Raw genomic sequence first — 5478 nt, 5'->3', positions numbered from 1 at the left:
GCCTGTCCGTGTATGCCTTCTCGACCGAGAACTGGTCGCGCTCGCCCGACGAGGTGCGCTTCCTCATGGGGTTCAACCGCGAAGTGCTGCACCGCCGCCGCGACCAGCTCAACGAGTGGGGTGTGCGCATCCGCTGGTCGGGCCGCAAGCCGCGCCTCTGGGGCTCGGTCATCAAGGAACTGCAGCACGCCGAGCGGCTCACCGAGGGCAACTCCACCCTGACGTTGACGATGTGCGTGAACTACGGCGGACGCGTGGAGATCGTGGATGCCATGCGGCGCATCGGCGACGACATCGCCGCCGGAAGGCTCAAGCCGTCGGCGATCACCGAGAAGCTCATCCGCAAGAACCTCTACCAGCCCGACATGCCCGACGTGGATCTCTTCGTGCGGTCGAGCGGCGAGCAGCGGACGTCGAACTTCCTGCTGTGGGAGTCGGCGTACGCCGAGATGGTGTTCCTGGACACCCTCTGGCCGGACTTCCGTCGCACGCACCTGTGGGAGGCGATCGACCGGTACCTCTCGCGCGACCGCCGTTTCGGCGGGGCGGTCGACACCCCCGACGCGAAATGAATGCCGCCATCGGAATAGATGGTCGAATCGAAAGGTTGCACGCGACATGACGGATGCCATCAAGATCGACGTGTGGAGTGACATCGCCTGCCCCTGGTGCTACATCGGGAAGCGCAACCTCGAGAACGGCCTCGCCGCCACCTCCGATGACGACGACGCACCCGTCGTTGAGATCGAGTACCACTCGTTCGAACTGTCGTCCGACACCCCCGTCGACTTCGTCGGCGGCGAGGTGGACTACCTCTCGCGCCACAAGGGCATCTCGCCCACGCAGGCGCGCGAGATGCTCGACCGCGTCACGGGCGTCGCCGCCGAGGCGGGGCTCGCCTACCGGTTCGACCTCCTCCAGCACACCAACACCGTCAAGGCCCACGAGCTGCTGCACTTCGCCAATGAGCAGGGACGTCAGCTGGAGTTGTCGGAGCGTCTGATGGCGGCTTACTTCCTCGAGGGGAAGCACGTCGGCCGCGACGACGAGCTCGTCGACCTCGCGGTCGAGGTCGGACTCGACGCCGACGCGGCCCGCGAGGCCCTCACGTCCGGCCGTTTCCGCGATGCGGTGCGCGAAGACCAGGCGCAGGCGCAGGCCTACGGCATCACGGGGGTCCCGTTCTTCGTCATCGACGGCAAGTACGGTGTGAGCGGCGCCCAGCCGGTGGAGGCGTTCACCCAGATCGCCCGGCAGGTCTGGAACGAGCGTCGCACCGCGACGGCCGAGCCCGAGACCGCGACGGCGTGACCCCTCCTCCCCAGCCCACCGGAGCCGGTCGACGGCACCGCGCGGGCGCGGGGTCTGGGAGAATGGGACGATGACCACGGCACTGGCACCGGCGCGCTCTCTGCGCATCGGCCCCATCGAACTCGACGCCCCGGTCGTGCTCGCGCCCATGGCCGGAATCACCAACACGGCGTTCCGGCGGCTGTGCCGCGAGTACGGCGCCGGGCTCTACGTCAGCGAGATGATCACGACGCGCGCGCTCGTCGAGCGCAACGACACCACGATGCGTCTCATCCGCCACCACGAGTCCGAGACCCCGCGCTCGATCCAGCTCTACGGCGTCGACCCGGCCACGGTCGAGGCGGCGGTGCGCATGATCGTCGACGAGGATCACGCCGACCACATCGACCTCAACTTCGGTTGCCCGGTCCCCAAGGTGACCCGTCGTGGCGGCGGGGCCGCGCTGCCGTGGAAGATCACACTGTTCCGCGAGATCGTCGAGCGTGCCGTCCGCGCCGCGGGCGACCTGCCGCTGACGATCAAGATGCGCAAGGGCATCGACGCCGATCACCTCACCTACCTCGAGGCCGGTCGTGTCGCCGAGGGCGCGGGCGTCGCATCGATCGCGCTGCACGCGCGCACGGCATCCGAGTTCTACTCCGGAACCGCCGACTGGAGCGCGATCACGAAGCTGAAAGAGACCGTCACGAGCGTCCCCGTACTGGGCAACGGCGACATCTGGTCGGCCGCCGACGCCGTGCGCATGATGGACGAGACCGGCTGCGACGGCGTCGTGGTCGGTCGCGGATGCCTGGGCCGTCCCTGGCTCTTCGGCGATCTGGCGCGTGCCCTCGGGCGTCCCGGCGCGGCGTCGGCCGAGCCGGTGGACGCGACGCTCGGTTTCGTCGCGCAGGCGTTCCGTCGTCACGCCGAGCTGCTCGTGGAGTTCTTCGACGACGAAGGGCGCGGATGCCGCGACATCCGCAAGCACGTCGCGTGGTACTTCAAGGGCTATCCGGTGGGCGGTGAGCTTCGGGCGAGCCTCGCCACCGCCTCGACCCTCGCTGAGATCGACGACCTGCTCGCCACGATGGAGCTCGACGCGCCCTATCCGGGAGCGGCGGCCGAGGGTCAGCGCGGTCGCGCCGGCACGCCCAAGCGACCGGCCCTGCCCGACGGCTGGCTCGATTCCCGCGACATCGGCGACGACGCCGGCCGTGCCCTCGCCGACGCGGAGCTCGACCACAGTGGCGGGTGAGGCGGCGATGAGCGTCGCGCGCCCGTCGGGGTACCACGATGTCGACGCCGCCCGGTTCCACGAAGAGCGCCACCGCTCGCAGCGCGACGACTTCGCACGCGATCGCGCACGCGTGCTGCACTCGGCAGCGCTACGCCGCCTCGCCGCGAAGACGCAGGTGCTGAGCCCCGCGAGCCCCGCCGACTTCGCCCGCAACCGACTGACCCACTCGCTCGAAGTAGCGCAGGTCGGCCGTGAGCTGGCCACCGCCCTCGAGCTCTCACCCGACGTCGTCGACACGGCGTGCCTGAGCCACGACCTCGGGCACCCGCCCTTCGGACACAACGGCGAGCGGGCGCTGAACGAGTGGGCCGAGGACATCGGCGGCTTCGAGGGGAACGCACAGACGCTGCGTATCCTCACGCGCCTCGAGCCCAAGGTCATCGGGCCGGACGGGCACTCCTTCGGACTCAACCTCACGCGGGCGAGCCTGGATGCCACGTGCAAGTACCCGTGGACGGCCGACGCCCCGCTGCCCGATCCGGGTGGGCGGCTGAAGTTCGGGGTGTATCCCGACGACGAGCCCGTGTTCCACTGGATGCGCGACGGCGCTCCCGGGCGTGTGCGCTGCATCGAGGCCGAGGTCATGGACCTCTCGGACGACATCGCCTACTCGGTGCACGACTTCGAGGACGCGGTCGTCAACCTCTACGTCGACCCGGCGTCGCTGGCGGCCTCGGCGCGGCACGAGTCGCTCCTCACTGCGATCCAGACGTGGGTCGGATACGACTTCTCGCGCGACGAGCTCGCCGATGCGCTCTACCGGCTCATGCGTCTGCCCGAGTGGATCGACGGATTCGACGGCAGCCGGCCCGCATTCGCGCGTCTCAAGAACCTGACCTCCGACCTCATCGGCCGGTTCGCGCGCGCCGCGACGACGGCGACCAGCGAGGCCTACGCCGTCCACGATCTGACGCGCTACCGGGCGCACGTCGTCGTCCCGCGCGTCGTCGAGGCCGAGATGGCGGTGCTCAAGGGCATCATCGGGGCCACCGTCGTCTCGATTGACGGCCGAAAGGCGCTCTACCGCGAGCAGCGACGCGTCCTCAAGCGCCTGGCATCCGCCCTGTGGGAGCGCCCCGAGGCGCTCGACGCCCTGCACGCACCCGACTTCGCCGCCGCGGTCGACGACACCGCTCGACGTCGCGTCATCGTCGATCAGGTTGCGAGCCTCACCGACCAGCTGGCCATCGCCTGGCACGGCCGCCTCGTCGGCGAGGTCGACGCCGCCGAGCTCGGCGTCTGGGCGCCCGGCGCACGACCCCCGCGGGGAGCGGATGCCTGATGGGCGGGCGCATCCGGCAGGCCGACATCGACGAGGTCAAGGCGCGGGTCAACATCGCCGACGTCGTCGGTGAGCGCGTCGCGCTCAAACCGGCCGGTGTGGGGTCGATGAAGGGACTGTGTCCCTTCCATGACGAGCGCAGCCCCAGTTTCCACGTGCGCCCGCAAGTGGGTTACTACCACTGCTTCGGCTGCGGCGAGTCCGGCGACGTGTATTCGTTCCTCCGCGCGATGGACCACGTCTCGTTCACCGAGGCCGTCGAGCGCATGGCCGCGCGCGTGGGATACACGCTGCACTACGAGGACGGTGGCGCCGCACCCGAGACGACCGGACGCTCGCGGCTGTACGCCGCGAACGCCGCCGCCGCCGAGTACTTCCGCACGCAGCTGATGTCTCCCGAGGCCGACACCGCGCGGCGCTTCCTCGGCGACCGCGGTTTCGACGCGGGAGCCGCGGCGCACTTCGGCGTGGGATACGCGCCGAAGGGGTGGTCCTCGCTCATGGATCACCTGCTCGCGCAGAAGTTCTCGCGCGACGAGCTCGTGCAGGCAGGCCTCGTGTCGCAGGGGCAGCGCGGGGTGTACGACCGATTCCGCGGCCGCGTCGTGTGGCCCATCCGCGACGTCACCGGTCAGGTCATCGGCTTCGGCGCGCGCAAGCTCTACGACGACGATCAGGGCCCGAAGTATCTGAACACCCCCGAGACGCCGATCTACAAGAAAGCCCAGGTGCTGTACGGCCTCGATCTGGCCAAGCGCGACATCTCGCGCGAGCACCGGGTCGTCGTCGTCGAGGGGTACACCGACGTCATGGCCTGCCACCTCGCGGGGATCACGACCGCGATCGCATCGTGCGGCACCGCCTTCGGCTCCGACCACATCACGGTGCTCCGCCGCGTGATGGGTGACGACAGCGCATCTGGAGAAGTGGTCTTCACGTTCGACCCGGATGCGGCGGGGCAGAAGGCCGCGTTGCGCGCCTTCGCCGACGAGAAGCGGTTCGCCGCGCAGACCTACGTGGCGGTCGCTCCCGACGGACTCGACCCGTGCGATCTGCGTCTGCAGCGCGGCGACGGCGCGGTGCGCTCGCTCATGGACACCAAGGCGCCGATGTTCGAGTTCGTGATCGATCAGCGCCTGAAGGACTACGACCTCTCCAGCGTCGAGGGGCGCGCCGGTGCCCTGCGCGCCGCCGCACCGATCGTGGCCGACATCCGCGACCCCTCGCTGCGGCCCGGGTACGTCCGCGTGCTCGCTCGTCGCCTGGGCCTCGACATCCCCGAGGTGCAGAGCGCTGTCGAACGCGCCGCACGCGGTGCCGACCGCGCCGAGAAGCGCGAGACGCATCGCGGGGGAGCGGCGGACGCAGCGCCGGCACCGGTGGCCGTGTCGGTGACGCTCGCGTCCCTGCCGAACACCCGCGACGTGGCGCTCGAGCGCGGCGCCATGATGGCGTTCCTCCAGTACGGGCACCGCATCGAGCCCGACCTGTTCTTGCGCGCGTTGCAGACCCCCTTCGGTCACCCCGCCCTCGAGGCCGTGCGCAGCACCCTGGCATCCACCGATCTGTCCCAGCCGGGCTGGGCCGTCGCCGCCGTCGAGGCCGT

At 70.1% G+C, this 5478-nt stretch carries 5 protein-coding genes; all 5 read left to right on the top strand.

What is annotated here, in order from left to right; all coding sequences use genetic code 11:
• Nucleotides 1-572, top strand: a 572-nt coding sequence (gene uppS / locus LQV45_RS16700) for a polyprenyl diphosphate synthase (RefSeq protein ID WP_230007995.1), incomplete at its 5' end; no start/stop codon positions are given.
• Nucleotides 573-618: 46 nt separating this feature from the next.
• Nucleotides 619-1311 (top strand): DsbA family protein, encoded by a 693-nt coding sequence (locus LQV45_RS16695; protein WP_230007994.1) that lies wholly within the window; start codon nt 619-621, stop codon nt 1309-1311.
• 70 nt (nt 1312-1381) lie between these two features.
• A complete protein-coding gene (dusB, locus tag LQV45_RS16690; protein WP_230007993.1) occupies nt 1382-2548 on the top strand; it encodes a tRNA dihydrouridine synthase DusB in 1167 nt (388 codons plus the stop codon).
• Between the two features lie 7 nt (nt 2549-2555).
• Nucleotides 2556-3872: a deoxyguanosinetriphosphate triphosphohydrolase gene (locus LQV45_RS16685; RefSeq protein ID WP_230007992.1), complete on the top strand. Its 1317-nt coding sequence runs from the start codon at nt 2556-2558 to the stop codon at nt 3870-3872.
• A partial coding sequence (gene dnaG, locus LQV45_RS16680; RefSeq protein ID WP_230007991.1) for a DNA primase occupies nt 3872-5478 on the top strand: 1607 nt, incomplete at its 3' end. The genes LQV45_RS16685 and dnaG, both read left to right, overlap by 1 nt.

It is taken from the genome of Microbacterium sp. Bi128, from assembly GCF_918698205.1.
The sequence above is the reverse complement of the archived record's forward strand: the minus strand, read 5'-3'. Positions and strand labels throughout refer to the sequence as shown.

Bases quoted from the DNA above. Each gene is read 5' to 3' on its own strand.
- LQV45_RS16695 (WP_230007994.1), top strand. From the start codon at position 619: ATGACGGATGCCATCAAGATCGACGTGTGGAGTGACATCGCCTGCCCC.
- dusB (WP_230007993.1), top strand. From the start codon at position 1,382: ATGACCACGGCACTGGCACCGGCGCGCTCTCTGCGCATCGGCCCCATC.
- LQV45_RS16685 (WP_230007992.1), top strand. From the start codon at position 2,556: ATGAGCGTCGCGCGCCCGTCGGGGTACCACGATGTCGACGCCGCCCGG.